This is a genomic window from Cryptosporangium aurantiacum, from assembly GCF_900143005.1.
Lineage (GTDB): Bacteria > Actinomycetota > Actinomycetes > Mycobacteriales > Cryptosporangiaceae > Cryptosporangium > Cryptosporangium aurantiacum.
Map to the genome: position 1 here is coordinate 14,945 of NZ_FRCS01000010.1, position 17,977 is coordinate 32,921.

Below are 17,977 nucleotides of genomic sequence, written 5' to 3' on the forward strand. Positions count from 1 at the left end.
GAATGACAACTAGTTGTTAAGAATTATGCATCTGGAGCAACGTGCCGAACAACCACGATTTGGACGCCGTCGAGCGCGCCATCGTCGCGATGCGCCGCAGCATGGCCCGCCGCACGTTCGCGCGCCGCGCGGGGCAGGAGGCGCCGGCCACGTACGACGTCCTCGACGTGGTCGAAGCAGCCGAGGATGCCGCGCGGCCCGCCACCGTCTCCACGGTCGCCACCGCACTCCAGGTCGACCAGCCCCGCGCCAGCCGCCTGGTCGCCGCAGCCGTGGAGGCCGGCTGGATCGAGCGGGTCGCCGACCAGTCCGACGGTCGCCGCACGCTACTGGCCCGCACTGACGCAGGGCGCGCGGTCTCCGAGCAGATCCACGACTTCCGCCGCTCGATGTTCGCCGCCGCCATGCAGAGCTGGTCCGACGCCGACCGTGCGGCGTTCGCGCGGCTCCTCACAAGCTTCGTCGCCCACCTCCCGCCCGCGTCGGCCCACCCCGCCGGCGCCCCCGGCTCCGCGCCGGCCTCGGCGGCGCGCGTGCCCGAGGACGTGGCGCGCGTGCCCGAGGACGTGGCGCGCGTGCCCGAGGACGTGGCGCGCGTGCCCGAGGACGTGGCGCGCGTGCCCGAGGACGTGGCGCGCGTGCCCGAGGACGTGGCGCGCGTGCCCGAGGACGTGGCGCGCGTGCCCGAGGACGTGGCGCGCGTGCCCGAGGACGCGGCGCGCGTGCCCGAGGACGCGGCGCGCGTGCCCGAGGACGCGGCGCGCGTGCCCGAGGACCCGGCGCGCGTGCCCGAGGACCCGGTGCACGTGCCCGACGGCCCCGCTCAGGCGCCCGGGGTGACCAGGCCGCTCTCGTAGGCCAGCACGACCAACTGTGCCCGGTCCCGCGCCGCGAGCTTGAACAACAACCGGCTGACGTGCGTCTTCACGGTGTTCAGGCTGACCACGAAGTGACCGGCGATCTCCGCGTTGGACTTGCCCGCCGCGACCTGGACCAGCACTTCCCGCTCCCGCTCGGTGAGTTCGTCCAGCCCCACCGCGCGCGCCCGGGTCCGCGGCACGCGGTCTCGGCGCACGAACTCCGCCACGAGCTTCGTCGTGACCCGCGGCGCCAACAGCGCCTCGCCCGCGGCGACCACGTGGATCGCATCCACCAGATCCTCCGGACGGGTGTCCTTCAGGACAAAGCCGCTGGCGCCGGCCCGCAGCGCGGCGAACACGTACTCGTCGTCGCCGAACGTCGTCACGACCAGCACCCGGGTAGCGAGCGAGTCGTCCCCGGCCACGTGCCGGGTCGCCTCCAGCCCGTCCATCCCCGGCATCCGGATGTCCATCAGCACAACGTCCGGACGCAGTGCACGGCACTGGCGGACCGCCGCGGCACCGTCGGCGGCCTCACCGACCACGGTCAGCCCCGGTGAGGCATCCACCAGCACGCGGAACCCCGCGCGGATCAGCCCCTCATCGTCCGCCACCAGAACCCGCACGGCGTCATGCACGAGCGGTCTCCTTCGGGAATCGGGCCACGACCGCGAACCCACCTTCCGGACGTGGAGCCGCCTCCACGGTCCCGTCGAGCAGCGCAACCCGCTCCCGCATCCCGACCAGCCCAAATCCCGAACCCGCCCCGGAACCCGGCCCGGAACCCGGCGTGGAGCCCGCCCCGGAACCCGGCCCCGCGCCGTTCACGACGGAGACGCGCAACTCCTCCGCCCCTGACGTCACCTCGATCGTCACCGGCACCCGCCCGGCGTGCCGGACGACGTTCGTCAGCGCCTCCTGCACGACGCGGTACGCCGACTCCTCCACCAGCGGTGGTACGTCGACGTGCGGTGGGACCCGGAGCGCCACCTCATAACCATCCGCCCGCACAGCCTCCACCAGCGCCGGAAGATCGGCGAGCGACGGCGCAGCCACCGCCGCATGCTCGCCGCGCACCGCGCGCAGGACGGCTCGCAGTTCGTCGAGCGCGGTCCGGCTCGCGTCCTCGATCGCCTCGAGCGCGGCCCGAGCCTCACCCGGCTGCTGATCGAGCACCACCCTGGCGACGCCGGAGCGCACCGCGATCATGCTCAGCGTGTGCGACACGATGTCGTGGACATCCGCCGACACCCGAAGCCGCTCCTCGGCCCGGATCCGGCGTTCCTCTTCCCGAGCACGTTCCTCCTCGCGCGCCCGGAGCTGCTGACCGAGGCGGCGCCGCGTTCCGAGCAAATACCCGAGCAGCCAGGCCGGAACGGCGGTCACCAGCTGAATCGCGTCCTGCGCGGTCGCCGGGTAGAGCGCCATCGCGGTCAGCTCGGCGGCGGTCACCAGCCCGATCGCGGCCACCCCGGCCCGGAGCGCCGTCCGAACGGGAAGCCGGTCGGCAACCGTGAACGCAGCGATCGCCAGCGCCGGGCCCCCGTTGCTCACGAACGGCGTGAACCGGACGTCGGACAGCGCCGCGACGATCAGCACGGCCGCCACCGTGGCCAGCACAGCAACCGGTGCGCGTCGGCGAAACACCAGCGGTAACGCGGTCAGGACCCCGAACACCACGATCGCCGCGGTCGGCCCCTGCCCCGGCGTGGCGCCCGCCAGCACCGGAATCGAAAACAGTAGGAAGGACGCCGCCGCAAGGCAACCGTCGATCAGATCAGGCGCCGGTCGGTCGGCGGCCGGATCAGATGTCATGCCGTGACGCTAACCAGCCCGCGCGGACGGCCGCGTCACTCCTCAGCATGACGAGCCGGATCACGCCACGGTGTGACGCGCCGCTGCGGTATCCCGCGAGAACGTCGAGCCATGATGACCTCCCGTACCGCCGTCACGGTCGCGGCCGTGTCCACTGTCGCCGGACTGCTCAGCGGCCTCGCGATGTACCTCGGCCGCTCTCCGGAACGGGAGCAGCACGTCGCGGGCACCGAGGCCTGGCTGCCGCACGTCGCCGTAGCTGTCGTCCTCGCGGTCTGGCTCCTGATCGCTTCCCGTCGGAGCCCACTCGGCCTACGGGTGATCCTGGCGCCGCTCGGCCGTCCGATCGCCGCCCGCATCGCCGCGACGTTCCGCGCCCGCGCCGTCCTGCGGTGGCCGGCGGTCGGTTTCCTGGTGTTCGTCGAGGCGTACCTGTGCTGGCGCATCGGCGTGCAGGTCTTCGCCGGGCTCGATCCGAACTTCACCGCGAATGCCTGGGGCGGCCCGTCGTACGCCGGAGCGATGCTCTGCCACTACCTCGACGGTGCGTTGCTCTTACTGGTCTGCCACACGCTGCTGCGCTGGGTGACCCTGCCCTCAATCGACCGGCAACACCAGCACGCGCAGTAGCCGTTCGGCGTCCGCGTCCGGGTCGCTGGTCAGGCCGGTGTGCACCGGGCCCGGCTGAATCACCGTGCTCCGCGGCGCGGTGAGCCACCGGAACCGCCGACCGATCTCCTCCTCGCCCGCCGGGCCGATCGCACCCGCCGAACAGGTCTGCGCGGCTGCTGCCAGCGCCCGCCCGATCGCGTCCAGGTCGGCCGCCGGGTCGAGCGCCCGGAGCCGGTCCACGTCCAGGTGGACGCGAGACCCGAGGTAACTCAGCGGCCGGCAGTACAGCAGGACACCGGCGTTGATCGCCTCACCGCGTTCGACCCGCGGCACGACCCGCAGGACCGCGTACTCGAACACGTGCCGAGCCTGCGCCCCGCCGCGCGCCTGCATCCCGCCGCGGGCCTGTGCCCCTCCGCGGGCCTGCGGCCCTCCGCGCTCCTGCGGCCCCGTGGGGCCCTGCCGCCCCCCGCGCTCCTGCGGCCCCCCGGCGCTCATTTGCTGCCCTCGAGCCACGCCGGCCGCGTCGAAGCGACGCTCCGTCGGCTGCCGCGCGCGGTGGCGGCCTGTTCCCGCAGCGGTGGCACCCACGACGAGCGAGCGTCCAGCCGGGCCAGCAGCCGATCGACGTAGGCGCGGCGGACGTCGTCCACCGTGTCGAACCCGGGCTCGTCGGCGAGCCACACGTCCGGGACCTCGGCCACGGCCGCGGTCAACGAATCCAGGGTTATCCGCGGCGCCAACTCCGCGTCGGCGGCGTCGATCGCAGCGGGTTCACCGCCCGCCGGCGCGCAGGCGATCAGCGCGTGCTGGGTCGCGTCGAACGGCCGGTCCGCGGATTTGGCCGCGCCGGGCCAATTGTGGTGGAACGTCAGCGTCGCTCCGTGGTCGATCAGGTACAGGCTGCCGTGCCAGTACAGCATGTTCGGGTTCCGCCAGGACCGGTCCACGTTGCCGACCAGCGCGTCGAACCACAGCACCCGCCCGGCGAGCGCCGGGTCGACGCCGAACGCGGTCGCGTCGAAGTCGAGGGCGCGCGGCAGGTAGTCCATCCCGAGGTTCAGCCCGGCGCTCGCCCGCAGCAGGTCCTGCACCTCCTGGTCGGGCTCACCACCGGCCAGCGCGGGATCAACGTCGACCGTGACCAGGTCGGGCACCGGCAGTCCGAGCGTCCGCGCCAGCGTTCCGCTGATGATCTCGGCGACCAGCGTCTTACGGCCCTGACCGGCGCCGACGAACTTGACGACGTAGGTGCCGAGGTCGTCGGCCTCCATCAGGCCGGGCAGCGAGCCACCCTCACGGAGCGGCGTCACATATCGGACGGCGGTGACATGGGGCAGCACACCCCGAGCCTAGGTGACCCGGTAATGCGTGGTCAGCCGCCGGTCGTCGTCGAGGACGTGGAACGCGAGACCCGGCGGCAGCTCGAGATCCACCACCCGCTCGCTCTCCCACGGCAGCAGCAGCGTCGACACCACGCCGGGCCCGACCAGCAGCGGCCGCCCGGCGAACATGGACGCCGCCGCCGTATGCGCGTGACCGGTGAGCACCGCGATCACCTGGGGAAAGCCCCCGAGGAGTTCGGTCAGCCGCTCCGCGGCGGCCAGCCGGATGTCGTCGATATACGGCTGGTGCAGGATGACCGGCGGATGGTGAAAAGCCACAAACGTGGGGACGTCGTCCGGCAGGCCGGTCAGCGTCTCGCGGATCCAGTCGAGCGTCTCGTCGGCGAGGATGCCGTCGGGGCGACCCGGGATCGACGAGTCGCAAAGCAGGAACGCGGGACCTCCGTCGAGCCGGTGCACGGAATTGATCGGCCCGTCGGTTCCGCTGGGATCGCCGAGCAGCACCGCCCGATATGCCGGACGCCGATCGTGGTTACCGGGGCAGTGGAACAACCGGTCACGCCCGGAGAACAGCTTGGCGGCCTCTTCGTACTCCTGCGGTAAGCCGTGGTCGGCGATGTCGCCGGTGACCAGGATCGCGTCGACGGGCCGCCGGAGTCCGTCGAGATGGTCGAAGACGCGCGCTGCACGGCGCGCCGCCCGCTCCCCACCGTCCAGGTGCAGGTCACTGACGTGCGCGAGCAAAATCATCGTCCTCATGGTTTCACGGGAAACGCGCGAAGCGAACCTCCGAGCGTCTCCGTACGTGGTTCCACCGCCGCGGTCGGGGCGGTGAGGGCGCCCCGATCGCGGCCCGGCAATCACGTCACCGCCTCGCCGCCCAGCCGGCTGCGGCGATCGCAAAACCGAACACCACTGTGCCCGGAATGATCCCGTAGCCCTCCTTGGGCAGCGCGGGCCCCAGCACCGCACCGATCAACGTCCCCTGGAGCGCGAGGCTCACCCAGACCGGCAGCAGCCGGTGTCGCAGCGTCCCGAACGCGATCAGCAGCGGTCCCAGCAGTACCGGCAGCGCGTACACCACGTTCAGGATCGCGGCGGACTCCTCGATGCCGGCGAACACGTCCTGGTCGACGGCCGGCGCGACGTACGCCTCGGCGTAGGCGCCCACCGGCATCAGGACCATCCCCAGCCAGAGCAGCCCGAGGCCGACGAGCGCCACCCGCGACGGCGCCAGCCGCTGCGCGAGCGCACCCGACCCGGCGGCGATCAGCAGCGCGCCGGCCGCGAACGTCAGGTGCGACAGCACCCACGTCGGGTACGTCAGCGCGGCCTCGTTGTGCTCCCAGGGGTGCAGGGCGTTGCCGAGCGCGAACAGCACCCCACCGGCCACCACGGCCAGGGCTCGCATGCGGAGCCCGGCGCGGTGATCCGGCGCCTCGGTGGGGGCAAGCGGCGCGGAGACTGCGGTCATCGTGTCCTCGTCTTCCTCGAAGTCGGTGGATCCGAACGCCCGCACTGTGCGCCCGCGCACTTGTGATCAGGTTGGCAAGTCGATCGCAAGCGGCGCCACGGATCGTCCGGTCGTCCCCGTCCGGAGAGGAATCTCGATGCGCCCGATCGACGTCCGACCCCGCAACCCCGGCGACCCGGTCCCCGACACGCTGGGCCTGCGCCTCGCACACCGCGTCATGCTCGCGGACGCCGCCCGGCTGGCCGCGCTGGTCGAGGACATCGCCGCTGGTCAGACCCGTTGTGACCGCCCGAGGGCCCGCGCGATCGCCGCCTACCTCGTGTCGTTCTGCGACTCGGTCCACCACCATCACACGGTCGAGGACGCCGTCCTCCGCCCGGTGGTCGAGGCCTCGGCGGGCTCGCGGATCGACTTCACTGGGCTCACCGACGACCATGCCGAACTCGACCCGCGACTGGACCAGCTGCGCGTCGCAGCGGCGGCCTTCGCGGCCGAACCGGACGAGGACACCGCGACGACGCTCGCGGTCGGACTCGCCGAGCTGCGTGACCTGCTCTCCGAACACATCGCGGACGAGGAAGCCGCGCTGCTGCCGATCATCGAGGCCTACGTGTCGGTCGCGAACTGGGACGGCGTCGAGCGGCAGATCCGGGAGCGCGCCGACCTGGCGTTCGAGGTCCCCCGGATCGTGGCGGTCACCACCCCGGAGGAACTCGCGGCGCTGAAGGCCGACGGCGGGCTGGTGATCCGGCTGCTCCTCGCGGTGCTGGGGCCGCGGTTCCGCAAGCGCGAGCGGGCCGTGTTCGGACCCTAGGTTTCGAGCGCGCGGAGCTCGGTGGCCACCCGCTCGCGTACCGCCGCCGCATCCGCGCGGTGCCGAGCGGCCCGCGACACGTCGCCCTCGAGTTCCGCCACCGCTGCCAGCGCGTCGTCCACCGGCCCGACCGGCATCGATCCGGAGTCCAGCCCGGCGATCCGCCCCGCGTACGGCAGCAGCGCGTCCCGGGCGGCGACCGCCTCCGCGACGTCCCCGAGCCGCGCCGCCGCGTGTGCGCGCAGCGCCGTGACCACGAGCCAGTAGTGGTCCCGGCTGTTGGCCGGTGACCGCAGCTGCCAGGCCGCCCGCGCGTCCGGCTCCCGTCCGGCGTCGAGCAGGCAGAGCACGACCACCTCGGTCAGGATGCCGGGCATCGCGCGGTGCAGCCACTCCGCGTCGGCGACCGCGCTCGAGAGGTCACCACGGGCGAAACCCACCGTGAAGCGGCCGATCATCGCCATCATCGCGCCGTTCGTCAGCCCCGCCTCGGCCAGCCGCGCGGCGACCGCCTCGTACCGCTCGCGTCCCTCGTCCAGCCGGCCGGCCAGCACCAGCAGCGCGGCTGAGAAGATCCCGAACACCCCCAGCAGGTGCGCGAACTGACCGGTGCTGGACAGCGCAACCGCCTGGTCGACGTGCCCCTTGGCCAGCTTGAGGTCGGTGCGCGCCGCCGCGGCCAGGAACAGTAACCAGTGCGCCACGGCCTGGTACTCCACCAACCCGGCGCGCTCCGCGACCGCGTGCAGCTCCGCGGCCAGGTTGTCGCGCTCGTCGATCAGGTCCGGTCCGAGCGCGGCGTACGCCCGCGCGTTGAGCGCCTCGCAGAGCCGCCGCGGATCGTCGCTCGCCCGGGCGAGGCCGAGCGCTTCCGCGCTCGCCTGGAGCGCGAGGTCGTCGTCCTCGCCTTCGACCTCCCGAAACAACGCGATCAACAACGTTGTGCGGACGCTAGGCAGCAGCGAAGTTCCGCTCGCCGGGTCGAGTAGAGCGAGCAGCGGTCGCAGCAGTTCGGGGTTCTGCCGGCTCTGGTCGCGGACCCGCCAGACCAGCGGCGCGTCCCAGGCAGACAGCGCTGCGGCCAGCAGTTCCGAGTTACCGAGCCGGGTCGCGATCCGGACCGCGGCCACCTGCTGCTCCCGTGCGGTATCGGTGTCCCCGGCCCTGGCGTGCGCGGAGATCGACGGCAGCAGCAGCTCGACCAGCGACTCGTCGGCGGGTGCGCCGGCCAAGTCGTGCAGGCGGACGGCGGTCGCCCAGTGCGCGGCCGCCTCCGCCGACGCGCCCAGCGCCGCGGCGGCCCGAGCGGCGGCGATCACGTACCCGATCGCGGACCGTGCGTTCGCGGTGCCCGCCGACGCCACCGCGTGGTGGGCCAGCGTGGCAGCGTCGGCGTGCTGTTCGGACAGCGTCGCCAGCGCTGCGGCATGCAGCCGGGTGCGCCGGAGCACCGGCGTGTCCGCGTACAGCGTGTCCCGGACCAGCGCGTGTGCGAACCGGACCCGGCCGGGCGCCGGTTCGTCGAGCAGCCCGGCCAACACCGCGGTCTCCAGCGCGTCGATCACCTCGTCCGGGTCGCGACCGGCCACCTCGGCGAGGAGGTCGACGTCCACCTCGCGGCCCAGGACCGCAGCCTGCCGCAAGACGGTCACCGACGGACCGGGAAGCCTGGCGATCCGCCGTCGCAGCACGTCGCCCACACCGGTCGGGACGCTCCCGCGAGCTGACGCCAGACCCTCGGCTGCCATCAACCGCGCCAGCTCCCGGACGAACAGCGGGTTACCTCCGGTGCGCTCCCGCAGCAGCGCGATCACCTCGGCGTCGACCAGCGGCAGCCCGGAGCTGCGAGCCAGCCGCCCGATGCCGGCGTCGTCCAGCCCGGTCAGCGCCTCGTGGTGCGTTGTCGTGACGGCGAGCGCGGCGCGGGTCGCCGCCAGTTGTTCGTCCGCCTCCGAGCTGCGGTAGGTAGCTAGGACGACAACCGGCAGCTGCGCCACCTCGTCGACCAGGCGGCGCAGCAACTGCAGCGTGAGGCCGTCGGCGCGGTGGACGTCGTCCAGAACAATCAGTACGGGTGCGTGGGCCGCGGCGTCCGCCACCTGCGCAGCCACCGCCCTGGCCAGCCAGAACGCGTCACCCGGGCCACCCTCGGTCGGCTGGTCCGCGCGCAGCGCGGCCAGCGCCGGGTCGTCCCGGACCGGCAGCACGCGGACCACCTCGCTCCAGGCCCAGGCCGGTGGCGCGCCGTCGACCTCGGGGCAGCGTCCCCAGGCGCTCTGCCATCCCCTCGTCCGCAGGTGTTCGGTGACGGCCTCGGCGAGCGTGGTCTTCCCGGCCCCGGCCTCGCCGCCGACCCAGACGACACCCGCGGTCGTCCGTCCCTCGATCGCACCGAGGACGCGGCGCAATTCCGGAGAGCGGTGGTCCTCGGCGATCGACGCTGTGGGCGGCGGGGCAGCGCGGGTCACGCGCACGGGCGGGGTCGGCAGCGAGAGGCTCGGTGCCTGGGCGAGCATGGCCGCTTCGAGTTCGCGGAGTTCGGGGCCCGGATCGAGCCCCAGTTCGTCGGCCAGGTGGGCGCGCGCCCGGCGGAGGACCGCGAGAGCGTCCGCCTGGCGGCCGCTGCGGTAGAGCGCGAGGCTCAGCAGCCGGACGGCGTCCTCGCGGGTGGGGTGGTCGTGGAAGTGCCGCTCGAGGTCGGGGACGAGCGCGCCGGCCTGGCCCAGCTCGAGGTCGGCGTCGGCCTTGCTCTCGAAGGCCACCAGCCGCAGCCCGTCGAGGCGGATGATCTCCGGAGCGGCCCAGGAGGCGTCGGCCACCTCCGCGTACGCCGGACCGGCCCAGCGCGCGAGCGCTTGGGTGAGGAGGTCGCGGCGGACCGTCGGGTTCTCGGCGCTCCGGGCCTGGCCCACGAGTTCCTCGAACGCCCAGGCGTCAACAGCGTCGTCGTCCAGCGCGAGCGCATAACCCGGTGCGGCGCTGACCAGGATCGTGGCTGCGGACCGGCGTTGCCGCTCCGGTTCCAGCGCGCGGCGCAGGTGCGAGACGTGTACCTGGAGCGTGGCGAGCGCCTTGGGCGGTGGTTCGCCTTCCCAGAGGTCGTCGATCAGCCGGTCGGTGGAGACGACGTGGCGCCTGGCGACGGCCAGCCGGGCGATGACCGAGCGCTGACGTGGCCCGCCGAGGTCGATCGGGACGTCGCCCCGGGCCGCGCGGATCGGGCCGAGCACGCACACCGTGATCGGTCCGTGGTCCGAGACAACCATGCCTAGGAGATAACCGGATCGGACGGCGTCCGAGAGCCTCTTTATCCGGTTGTGGACAGGTCAGTCGTCGGTCGTCGTAAAGCTCAGGCAGGAGATGCCGCTGACGTCCAGCCGGGTGACGCCCGGGGTGCTGACCAGGCTCATCAGCTCCGAGCCGCACCCGCGGCAGCGCATCACCAACCCGGGGCCACCGAGGTACACCCGGGTATCGGCGAGCATCGACGTCCGTCCGCAGCTCGAGCACTCGCCACGGACGGTGGTCGGCTCGACCGCGAGCACCTCCTGCAATGGCCCCGCGGCGGCGTTGCCGTCGACGTACGCGTAGTCGGTCTCCTCGATGTCCACGCTGTTCATCCTCTCGCCTGGCCGCCGCCGACGGGAGTCATTCTTTTCGGGCGCGTTTGCCGCTCAGCAGCATCGCGATCGCCGGTGCCAGCAGCAGCATGACGAGCACGCGCAACACTTGAACGGTGAGGATGAGCGTGGTGTCGGCCCCGGTGCTGGTGGCCGTGGCCAGGACCGCGTACAGGCCGCCCGGCGTGGTGGCCAGGTAGGCGTCGAGCGGAGAGGCGCCGGCCAGGCTCAGCAGCGGTATGCCGATTGCGGCTGTCGCCACCAGCAGCGCGACGACCAGCGTCAACGCGAGCGGGAGCACCCGCCGGACCGACCGGAGGCTCTCCCGGGTGAACGAGAGACCGACCTGCAGCCCGATCAGCGCGTAGGCGACCTGCTCGATCGGATCGGGGACGGTGGCGCCCTGCGAGACGCCGGTGGCCGTCAGGACCGCCGCGATCGCCATCGGGCCGAGCAGCGCGACCGCGGGGACTTTCGGCAGGTACTTCGCCAGCAGCACTCCGATCGCGGCGCAGCAGGCGGTGAACAGGAGGTCGGCGACGAGCGGGGCGTGCTCACCGGCGGGCGCGGCGCCGCTCGTGCCGTCGCCGCTGGGGAGTGCGGTGGCTACGACCGGCATCGCGACGACGATCACCAGCACCCGCAAATACTGAACAACCGCGACGACACGCTGGTCGGCGCCGAGTTCCTGGCTGATCGCGGTGAGGCCGGACGCCCCGCCCGCGACCAGCGCGAACGAGCCGGTGACCGGGTCGAGGTCGCGGTGCAGGCCGAGCACGATGCCCGCGACCAAACTCAGGACGAGCGTGACGAGCGTCGCGGCGAGGATCACCAACCAGTCGCTCGCCAACGCGCCGAGCGCACTCGGCTGGACGAGCGCACCGATCAGCACGCCGATGCACGCCTGGCCGATGCGGTTGGCGAGCGGCGGGAGCTTGCGCGGAGGCTGTTCGGTCTTGCGAACCGAGACCAGAACTCCGACGAGCAGGGCTGCGAAGAGCGTCGCGGACGGGAGCCCGAACGCGGTGAACACGAACGCGACGAGCGCGACCGCGGCGCCGATCAGGATCCAGGCCATCGGCTCCACCCTAGGTTCTGCCGTCCGGCCACGAATTTTTGTGGGGCGGGAATGAACGGGTGGGGTGGTGCCTTCTACTGGGTGCCGGTCCGGTCCATGCCCCCGGGCCTCAACATTCGCCGCTACGAGCGGCCACTCGCCGAGAGGCGGCTGCCGGGCCGGCACCTACTTTCCTCGGGCGCGGTCTCCCACGAGACCGCGTCCGTTCTGTCCGGCTGCTTCCTTTACGCGACGAGCGGCCCGCGCGGTCGGAAGGTGATGTCGAGGTCGGCGTTGAGGGCAGCTGCCAGCCTGGCGAGCAGCGGGACTGTCGGTGTAGCGCCACCGGATTCGAGTCGGGACAGCTGCGGCTGGGTCATGCCGGCCCGTTCCGCCAATTCAGCTTGTGTCAGTCCGAGCGCAGTACGGCGGTCGTAGACCATCTGACCAAGAAGAAGCGCGGCGCGCGCTTCTTCGTACGCACCCGCATGTTGCTCCGAGCCGGTGCGCTCCCATCGGACGTGTTCCGCGTTCATCGCGCTCCCCGAACCCTCAGTTCCATTTCCGCTCGTACAGTGCAGTCGCGGGCGCATGGTTCGCGTGGTCCGCTGCGCACTCCTGCTGGGCCATGATCGCCCGTTCGACCTCTGCCCGCTCCACCTGTCTGCTCTTTCGGAAGACGGTCAGGAGTACGACTCTGGCTCCCGGCGCGAGCCAGTAGCTGATGCGAACCGCCCCCTTACTCAGGTGGAAGCGCAGCTCGCGAGTCTTCCCCGATAAATGACGCGAGTACGGCTCGCCGAGCGTCTCCGCCCGGTCGGCCAAGATGTCAGCCATTGCTTCGACCTTCGCGTACTCCGTGAGCGTCAGCGTTTCCAACCAGTCCCGGACCTCGGGCTCTAGCTCGATCACGTAGCGCCTGGCACTAAACATATACCTTCCTCGGTATGTCCGGCGCGGCTTTTTCTCATCGTCGGACGGCGACCCCGGCGGCAATCTTGTTGGTATGAGTTATGTTACCGGCTGTCGAGCCGGTCCAAGGACTGTCCACAGGCGGCGAGCGTGTCCGCTCTGCATGCGTCTTTCACGCCCGCTACGAGCGTTACTCGCCGAGGCGGCTGCCGGGCCGGCACCTACCATCCTCGGGCGCGGTCTCCCACGAGACCGCGTCCGTTCTGTCCGGCGCCCTGGGAGCGCGTCTGTTTTACGCGCGGGCGTCGACGGCGAGGTTGCGGACCCAGCGCGCCTGCCACGGCATTTCGACCGCGCTGCGGTGGTAGGCGCTTCGCACCCAGGCCACCGCCTCGGTGGCGGGCATGCCGTCGAATACGGCCAGCGCCGCCAGCGCCGTTCCCGTACGGCCCCGGCCGCCGCCGCACGCCACCTCGACGAACGCCCCGTCGCGTGCCCGCTGCAGCGCGTCGCGCAGCGCCTCGATGGCGTCCGCGCGATCGCGGGGCACCCAGAAGTCGGGCCAGACGATCCGTCGATGCGGCCACGCCGGCAGCGGACCCTCGGCGAGCGCGAGCAGGTAGTCGGCCGGTGTCTCGGGCTGGTCCCGCAGACGCCGGCCGCGCACGCGAAGTCCCGACGGCAACTCGACAACGCCAGCCATGTCCCTACTCTGCCGCAGGGCACCGCCGCCCGAGGCCGGTTCGGTAGCGTCCCCAGCCGTGACCGAGCCCCACCTGGTGCGCGCTGCGTACGACGCCATTGCCGCCGACTACGCCGATCACTTCGCCGACGAACTCGCCGAACGCCCGATCGACCGTGCGTTCCTCACCGCGTTCGCCGAACTGGTCCGCCGCGACGCAGCGCCCGCGGCCGGGCCCGCAGCCGAGCGCGGGCCGCTGGTGGCGGACGTCGGGTGCGGTCCCGGGCTTCGGACCGCGTTTCTGCAGGACCTCGGCCTCACGATGATCGGCATCGACCTCTCACCAGAAATGGTCGCGGTCGCCCGGCAGCGCCATCCACGCCCCCGCTTCGAGGTCGGCTCGATGCTCGACCTCCCGCTCCCGACCTCCTCGGTGCACGGCCTCGCTGCGATGTACTCGCTCATCCACGTCGCCGACGAGTTTCTCCCCACCGCCGTCGCGGAGTTCGCCCGCGTCCTCGCGCCCGGCGGCCACACCCTGGTCGTCTTCCAAACGGACGCCGAGACGCTCCACCTCGCCGAGGCGTTCGGCAAGCCGCTCGGACTCGACTATCTCCGGCATCCGGTCGACCGCATCGCCGGCTTGCTCAAGACGAACGGCATCACGGTCCACACCCGCATGCTGCGCGAGCCCGACGAGACGATGACCGCCCCGCACGCGTTCCTCCTCGCCCGCAAGCAGGCGTAACGCATGGACAGCGAGATCCAGTGCTACCTCGACGCCCTGGTCGCGAGAGCCGGAGGAATCCTCGACCTCACCGGCGCCTACGCCGCCGGTTCGATCGCGCTGGACGCCTACCAGCCCGGACGGAGCGACGTCGACGTGGCGCTGGTCGTCGAGGATGCGGTGCCGGACTTGCAGAAGCGAGCGCTGGTCGACGCGCTTCGGCACGAGAACTTCGCCTGCCCGGCGAGGGGTCTGGAACTGGTCGTCTACCGGAGTGCGGTGGCGCGATCGGGTGCGGTGGAACCTGGTTTTGAGGTCGAGCTGAACACCGGGCCGCGGATGGACTTCCGCGAGACCCACGACCCGGACGCCCGGCCCGCCGCGGACGGCCGGTTCTGGTACGCGCTCGACCGCAGCATCCTGCACCAGTCCGGACGAGCGTTGCTCGGTGCGCCCGCCGACGAGATGTTCGCCGACCTCGCGTCCGGCGACCTGCAACAACTCCTGCTGGAGGCCCTCACCTGGTGGCTAGCGCTCCCCGCGACCGAGGACGCCGTACTCGGAGCGTGCCGTTCACTCGTGAAGCACCGGTACGGCCGTTGGCTCTCGAAAGTCGACGCCGGCCTGCGCATCGCGTCCACCGGCTGTTCGTCCGAATTGATTGAGCGGTCGATCGCCGCCCGCGCGGGCGGACCACCGCCGCCCGGGCCGGAGGCCCGGGCGTTCCAACGGTGGGTCATCGACGAAATTCGCCGAGTACGTCCAGGTAGTGCTGGTTGAACATGACGCCGAGCACGTTGCCGAACGGGTCGATCACCGACGCCGTGACGTAGCCCGGTCCGCGTTCGATCGGCTTCTCGTGCTCGGTCGCGCCCAGCTCGAGCAGCCGGGCGTAGGCCGCCTCGATGTCGTCCACCGCCCAGAACGTGATCGGACCCGCGCCCGCTTTGATCGGCGGCGCGAACTTGCGGTCGAGCAGACCGAGCTCGTGCTTGTAGTCGCCGATCCGGAACTCGATGTACGCGGGCGGCCCCTCTTCCGGCCGGACGAAGTAGGGCTCGACGCCGAGCAGCTCGGTGTACCAGTCCGCGGCCGCCTGAACGTCGTCGGCGAAGTACGTGATGGTCGTGAACCCTCGCAACATTGGTGCGCTCCTTCTCTCTGGTTGATGAAATCCATCTTCCGCGCCAAAGTGCTCACCAACTGATCACTTTTAGCGCGAAACTCGATTCATGCGCGCTGACCGCCTCGTCGCCACCCTGTTGCTGCTCCAGGCCAAGGGCCGGGTGACCGCAAAAGAGCTGGCCACGGAGCTGGAGATCTCGGTCGCCACCGCCCGCCGCGACCTGGAGGCGCTCTCGGCCGCGGGCATCCCGGTCTACCCCCAGGCCGGACGCGGCGGTGGATGGTCGCTGGTGGGCGGCGCTAGGACCGACCTGAGCGGGCTGTCAGCCACCGAGGCACAGGCGTTGTTCCTGCTGGTGGGCCCGGCTGCGGCGGTGTCCGACGACGCCAAAGCAGCGCTCCGCAAGCTCGTCCAGGCGCTACCGAAGACGTTCCGCGCCGACGCCGAGGCAGCAGCGGACGCCACGATGATCGATCCGACGCGCTGGGGCGAGCGGGAGCGGCAGCGCCCCGAACGCGTCGAGTTGCTGCAGAGCGCGGTCGTGCGGCGGCGCCGGGTGCGCCTGGTCTACACGAGCGGCAAGCGCGAACGCACCGAACGGCTCGTCGACCCGTGGGGGCTCGTCGACAAGGACGACGTTTGGTACCTGATCGCGGGCACCGACAACGGACGCCGCACGTTTCGCGTCGATCGAATCGTGGAGGCCGAGCCGACCGAAGAGCCCAGCAGCCGACCGGACGACTTCGCCCTGGCGGAGGCCTGGGAGGAGGTGGTCGGCGAGGTCGAAGAACGACGCTCGCGGACCTGGGCGACCGTGCTGATCGAGACCCGGTTCGTGCCGATCCTGCGTGGCCACTTCGGACGGCACTGCCACGTCGACGCCGAGATCGACGGCCGCAGCCAGGTACGGGTCGGAGCCCCGACTCCGCTGGACATCGCCCGCAACCTGGCCGGCTGGGGCGGCCAGGTCGAGGTACTGGATCCGCCGCCGGTCCGGGCACAGCTGGCCCGGATCGGCGCGGAACTGGTGAGCCGTTACTGAGACAGGTACTCGGACAGGGCCTTCATCGCCGGGTCGAACACCTGCGTGGCGAAGAACGACGTCCAGTGGCCGCGCTCGGCCTCGTTGCAGTCGAAGACGACGCTGTACTCGAGGAACGAGCGTCCGTCGGACACCGGCGTCACACGCAACGTCGCCACGTAGTCGACCACCGGGAACGGCGCCGGGTCCACGAACTCGTAACTGTACGACCGGTCGAGATCGGACAGCGCGAGCAGTCGCTCCCGGATCGTCGACTCACCGAGCTTGAACGCGCGAACCGCACCGACTTGGTCCGCGGCCTTGCCGTCCTCGATCCGGCTCTCGCTCACTGCGGCAGACCACCACGTGGCCAGGCCGTTGAAGTCGCGCACCACCGCCCACACCGTGGCGGCATCCTGCTCGAACACCGTGCTGTAGTACGACCGGGCCATGAACGTCCTCCTAGGGGTTGAGTGCGGTCAGTCCGGCCCGCAGCATGGTCGGCTCGTGCCAGACCGGTAGCCGCAGGAACGTGCGTTGGCCGGCGTAGGTGGAGAAGCCCGGCCCGGCCGCCAGGCGGACGCCGACCCGCTTGCCGCGTTCGGCCAGCGCGACGGCGTCCTGACCGGTGTCGACCCACAGCCCGGAGCCGCCGCGGATCGGGGCCCAGCTCCACTCCGGGAACGCCGCGGTGAGCTCGGCTTCGGTCGCCGCCAGCGCGTCGGTCAGCATCGTCCGCCGCTGCGCGCGGGCGACATCGGTGCGACCGATCAACTCCACCGCCAGCAGCTGGTCGACGATCGACGATGCCAGGTCGACCGCTTTCCGCAGCTCGACGAGGCCGTGGATCCGGGTCTCGCAAGCGCGGATCCAACCGATCCGGACGCCACCCCAGAACAACTTCGACGCGCTGCCGATCGTCATCAGCAGTTCGGGGTTCACCAGACCGGCGAGCGTGCGCGCGACGGCCGGGCCGTTCAGCGTCAGATCGGCCGAGCAGGTGTCCTCGATCGTCGCCAGCCCGGCCCCGTTGATCACCGCCGCGAGTTCGCTGCGCGTGGCGTCGGACATGCCGCGGCCGGTCGGGTTGTGGATCGCGGTCTGGCAGTACAGGGCCTGTGGTTTGCGGCTCAGCGCGCGCCGAACCTGCTCGACGTCGATGCCGCCGCCGTCCAGCGGCAGTCCTTCGACTCGGGAGTCCGTCGAGCGAACCACCTCGAGCGCCCCCCGGTACGTGGGCTCCTCCATCAGCACCAGGTCACCGCTGCCCGCCAGGCTGGTGACCGCGAGCCAGGTGGCCTGCTGCGCTCCCGAGGTCACCAGGATCTGCTGCGGCCGGGTCGGCAAGCCGTCGCGGGTGTATCGGTCGGCGATCGCCTGGCGCAACACCGGCAGCCCGGCCGGAAAGTACCCATCGGTGGACAGGTACGCGGTGAGTTCCCCGTTCGGGCGGCGTCCGAGGACCTCGGCGGCGACCGGTGAGGCGGGCAGCGAGCCGGTCGACAGGTCGATGACGTCGGCCGGTGCGCTAGTGAACGAGAACAGGCGGCCGCTGGGACGGGCGTGCAGCTGACCGCGGGCCGAGCGCACGCGGGAGCCGGAGCCCCGGTTGGTGGCGACGTAACCGCGCGCCTCCAGCGCCTCGTAGGCGGCGGTGACCGTGCCGCGGGAGACCAGGAGTGCGGTGGCGAGTCCTCGTTGCGGTGGCAACAGGGCACCTGCCGGGACCAGCCCCACGTCGATCAGTTCGACCAGGGCGGTGACGAGGTCGTCGGCGAGCGTGGCCCGGCCGGTCGTCCAGCGGCCGAGCAGACGGCACAGCTCGCTGGAGTCCAGTGCCGTCGTCGCCACAGGTGCACTGTGCCACCGCAGGGCACCCCCGGAGTGGGCCAATCGGCAGGAATTGGCCCG

The 17,977-nt window shown here is 71.7% G+C and carries 21 protein-coding genes; 6 read left to right on the plus strand and 15 right to left on the minus strand.

Features of this window, described 5'->3' with window-relative positions; all coding sequences use genetic code 11:
- The first annotated feature begins 41 nt into the window (after positions 1-41).
- Complete coding sequence (locus BUB75_RS47230) at positions 42-857, plus strand: MarR family transcriptional regulator (protein WP_073261036.1); 816 nt, start codon at positions 42-44, stop codon at positions 855-857.
- On the opposite strand, the gene BUB75_RS28610 is transcribed toward BUB75_RS47230, so the two are convergent.
- Both BUB75_RS28610 and BUB75_RS28615 read right to left on the minus strand, forming a co-directional pair.
- Positions 824-1,498, minus strand: coding sequence for a response regulator (locus tag BUB75_RS28610; protein WP_073261038.1), 675 nt, complete (start codon positions 1,496-1,498; stop codon positions 824-826). The two genes, BUB75_RS47230 and BUB75_RS28610, sit on opposite strands and share 34 nt — an antisense overlap.
- On the minus strand, positions 1,491-2,675 hold the full coding sequence (locus BUB75_RS28615; RefSeq protein WP_073261040.1) for a sensor histidine kinase: 1,185 nt from the start codon (positions 2,673-2,675) through the stop codon (positions 1,491-1,493). The genes BUB75_RS28610 and BUB75_RS28615 overlap by 8 nt, the downstream gene beginning before the upstream one ends.
- 111 nt (positions 2,676-2,786) lie before the next feature.
- Here BUB75_RS28615 and BUB75_RS28620 point away from each other — a divergent pair, with 111 nt between their 5' ends.
- The gene (locus BUB75_RS28620; RefSeq protein WP_073261042.1) at positions 2,787-3,305 is read left to right on the plus strand and encodes a hypothetical protein; all 519 of its coding nucleotides are present in this window, start codon (positions 2,787-2,789) and stop codon (positions 3,303-3,305) included.
- Here BUB75_RS28620 and BUB75_RS28625 read toward each other — a convergent pair.
- The 4 genes from BUB75_RS28625 to BUB75_RS28640 form a co-directional block, all read right to left on the minus strand.
- The gene (locus BUB75_RS28625; protein ID WP_073261044.1) at positions 3,273-3,680 is read right to left on the minus strand and encodes a DUF3037 domain-containing protein; all 408 of its coding nucleotides are present in this window, start codon (positions 3,678-3,680) and stop codon (positions 3,273-3,275) included. The two genes, BUB75_RS28620 and BUB75_RS28625, sit on opposite strands and share 33 nt — an antisense overlap.
- 101 nt (positions 3,681-3,781) lie before the next feature.
- On the minus strand, positions 3,782-4,630 hold the full coding sequence (locus tag BUB75_RS28630) for a HipA family kinase (protein WP_073261046.1): 849 nt from the start codon (positions 4,628-4,630) through the stop codon (positions 3,782-3,784).
- Between the two features lie 9 nt (positions 4,631-4,639).
- Positions 4,640-5,383 carry a metallophosphoesterase gene (locus BUB75_RS28635; RefSeq protein ID WP_073261575.1) on the minus strand — a complete coding sequence of 248 codons (744 nt, stop codon included), beginning with the start codon at positions 5,381-5,383 and terminating at the stop codon, positions 4,640-4,642.
- 115 nt (positions 5,384-5,498) lie between these two features.
- The gene (locus BUB75_RS28640; RefSeq protein WP_143175456.1) at positions 5,499-6,167 is read right to left on the minus strand and encodes a hypothetical protein; all 669 of its coding nucleotides are present in this window, start codon (positions 6,165-6,167) and stop codon (positions 5,499-5,501) included.
- Positions 6,168-6,243: 76 nt separating this feature from the next.
- Here BUB75_RS28640 and BUB75_RS28645 point away from each other — a divergent pair, with 76 nt between their 5' ends.
- Positions 6,244-6,921: a hemerythrin domain-containing protein gene (locus BUB75_RS28645; protein ID WP_073261048.1), complete on the plus strand. Its 678-nt coding sequence runs from the start codon at positions 6,244-6,246 to the stop codon at positions 6,919-6,921.
- Here BUB75_RS28645 and BUB75_RS28650 read toward each other — a convergent pair.
- From BUB75_RS28650 to BUB75_RS28675, 6 genes are all read right to left on the minus strand, one after another.
- Complete coding sequence (locus BUB75_RS28650; RefSeq protein ID WP_073261050.1) at positions 6,918-10,187, minus strand: ATP-binding protein; 3,270 nt, start codon at positions 10,185-10,187, stop codon at positions 6,918-6,920. The two genes, BUB75_RS28645 and BUB75_RS28650, sit on opposite strands and share 4 nt — an antisense overlap.
- A 60-nt stretch (positions 10,188-10,247) precedes the next feature.
- The gene (locus tag BUB75_RS28655) at positions 10,248-10,541 is read right to left on the minus strand and encodes a DUF6510 family protein (protein ID WP_073261052.1); all 294 of its coding nucleotides are present in this window, start codon (positions 10,539-10,541) and stop codon (positions 10,248-10,250) included.
- A 28-nt stretch (positions 10,542-10,569) separates the two neighbouring features.
- On the minus strand, positions 10,570-11,619 hold the full coding sequence (locus BUB75_RS28660) for an AbrB family transcriptional regulator (protein ID WP_073261579.1): 1,050 nt from the start codon (positions 11,617-11,619) through the stop codon (positions 10,570-10,572).
- A 224-nt stretch (positions 11,620-11,843) separates the two neighbouring features.
- A complete protein-coding gene (locus BUB75_RS28665) occupies positions 11,844-12,134 on the minus strand; it encodes a helix-turn-helix domain-containing protein (RefSeq protein ID WP_073261054.1) in 291 nt (96 codons plus the stop codon).
- Between the two features lie 16 nt (positions 12,135-12,150).
- The gene (locus BUB75_RS28670; RefSeq protein WP_218617821.1) at positions 12,151-12,510 is read right to left on the minus strand and encodes a type II toxin-antitoxin system RelE/ParE family toxin; all 360 of its coding nucleotides are present in this window, start codon (positions 12,508-12,510) and stop codon (positions 12,151-12,153) included.
- Between the two features lie 292 nt (positions 12,511-12,802).
- Complete coding sequence (locus BUB75_RS28675) at positions 12,803-13,213, minus strand: phosphatase domain-containing protein (protein ID WP_073261058.1); 411 nt, start codon at positions 13,211-13,213, stop codon at positions 12,803-12,805.
- A gap of 58 nt (positions 13,214-13,271) precedes the next feature.
- Between BUB75_RS28675 and BUB75_RS28680 the strand changes: the two genes are divergently transcribed.
- Positions 13,272-13,940 carry a class I SAM-dependent methyltransferase gene (locus BUB75_RS28680; RefSeq protein ID WP_073261060.1) on the plus strand — a complete coding sequence of 223 codons (669 nt, stop codon included), beginning with the start codon at positions 13,272-13,274 and terminating at the stop codon, positions 13,938-13,940.
- A 3-nt stretch (positions 13,941-13,943) separates the two neighbouring features.
- A complete protein-coding gene (locus BUB75_RS28685; RefSeq protein WP_073261062.1) occupies positions 13,944-14,699 on the plus strand; it encodes a nucleotidyltransferase in 756 nt (251 codons plus the stop codon).
- On the opposite strand, the gene BUB75_RS28690 is transcribed toward BUB75_RS28685, so the two are convergent.
- Positions 14,656-15,063 carry a VOC family protein gene (locus BUB75_RS28690; protein WP_073261064.1) on the minus strand — a complete coding sequence of 136 codons (408 nt, stop codon included), beginning with the start codon at positions 15,061-15,063 and terminating at the stop codon, positions 14,656-14,658. The two genes, BUB75_RS28685 and BUB75_RS28690, sit on opposite strands and share 44 nt — an antisense overlap.
- A gap of 88 nt (positions 15,064-15,151) precedes the next feature.
- Here BUB75_RS28690 and BUB75_RS28695 point away from each other — a divergent pair, with 88 nt between their 5' ends.
- Entirely contained in the window at positions 15,152-16,087 is a 936-nt protein-coding gene (locus BUB75_RS28695; protein WP_073261066.1) for a helix-turn-helix transcriptional regulator, read from the plus strand.
- Here BUB75_RS28695 and BUB75_RS28700 read toward each other — a convergent pair.
- A complete protein-coding gene (locus tag BUB75_RS28700) occupies positions 16,081-16,518 on the minus strand; it encodes an SRPBCC family protein (protein WP_073261068.1) in 438 nt (145 codons plus the stop codon). The two genes, BUB75_RS28695 and BUB75_RS28700, sit on opposite strands and share 7 nt — an antisense overlap.
- 10 nt (positions 16,519-16,528) lie before the next feature.
- The gene (locus tag BUB75_RS28705; RefSeq protein WP_218617822.1) at positions 16,529-17,917 is read right to left on the minus strand and encodes an aminotransferase-like domain-containing protein; all 1,389 of its coding nucleotides are present in this window, start codon (positions 17,915-17,917) and stop codon (positions 16,529-16,531) included.
- Between the last annotated feature and the right edge of the window lie 60 nt (positions 17,918-17,977).